Origin of the sequence: Streptomyces sp. WM6378 (assembly GCF_001279695.1) — a bacterium.
In the GTDB taxonomy this organism is placed as follows: Bacteria; Actinomycetota; Actinomycetes; order Streptomycetales; family Streptomycetaceae; genus Streptomyces.
Window position 1 is genome coordinate 1 of record NZ_LGDD01000140.1, and the last position, 1,081, is coordinate 1,081.

The 1,081-nt window shown below is 73.8% G+C and carries 1 protein-coding gene; it reads right to left on the bottom strand.

Annotated features, from left to right (window positions below; genetic code table 11):
* The coding region (aroC, locus tag ADK54_RS14310; RefSeq protein ID WP_234392062.1) for a chorismate synthase at positions 1-1,081 on the bottom strand (1,081 nt) is incomplete at both ends.

Sequence of the window (1,081 nt, forward strand, 5' to 3'; positions counted from 1 at the left end):
GCGACCATGGCTTCGGCGACGATGCCGGCGGCGGGCACGGCACACACGTCGGAGCGCTGGTGGTGGGCCTTGGCGGCCTCGCCGGTGGCGACGTCGATGGTGGCGAGCGCGCGCGGCACGGTCGCGATGGGCTTCATCGCGGCCCGCACCCGCAGCAGTTCACCGGTGGTCAGGCCGCCCTCGGTGCCACCGGAGCGGCCGGAGGTCCGCCTGACGCCCTCGGCGGTGTTCACGATCTCGTCGTGCGCCCGCGAACCGGGCACCCGCGCCAGGCCGAAGCCGTCACCGACCTCGACGCCCTTGATCGCCTGAATGCCCATGAGGGCGGCGGCGAGCCGGGCGTCCAGACGCCGGTCCCAGTGCACGTGCGAACCGAGACCGACCGGCACCCCGTAGGCGAGCACCTCGACGACCCCGCCGAGGGTGTCGCCGTCCTTGTGGGCCTGGTCGATCTCGGCGACCATCGCCTTCGACGCGTCCGCGTCCAGGCAGCGCACCGGGTCGGCGTCCAGCCTCTCGACATCGGCGGGGGTCGGGTAGAGGCCGTACGGGGCCCTGGCCGCGGCCAGCTCCACCACATGGGAGACGACCTCGATGCCGGCCGTCTCCTTCAGGTAGGAGCGGGCCACCGCGCCCAGCGCCACGCGGGCCGCGGTCTCCCGGGCGCTGGCGCGCTCCAGGACCGGCCGGGCCTCGTCGAAGCCGTACTTCTGCATGCCGGCGAGGTCGGCGTGACCGGGCCTCGGACGGGTCAGCGGGGCGTTGCGGGCCAGCTCGGCGAGGACCTCCGGGGCCACCGGATCGGCCGACATGACCTGCTCCCACTTGGGCCACTCGGTGTTCCCCACCATGATCGCGACCGGCGAGCCCATCGACAGGCCGTGCCGCACGCCGCCGAGGAAGGTCACCTCGTCGCGCTCGAACTTCATACGGGCGCCGCGCCCATAGCCCAGCCGCCGCCGGGCCAGGTGGTCGGCCACCAGCTCCGTGGTGATCGGCACGCCGGCGGGAAGACCCTCCAGCGTCGCGACAAGTGCGGGTCCGTGGGACTCCCCAGCGGTCAGCCAACGCAACCTGCTCA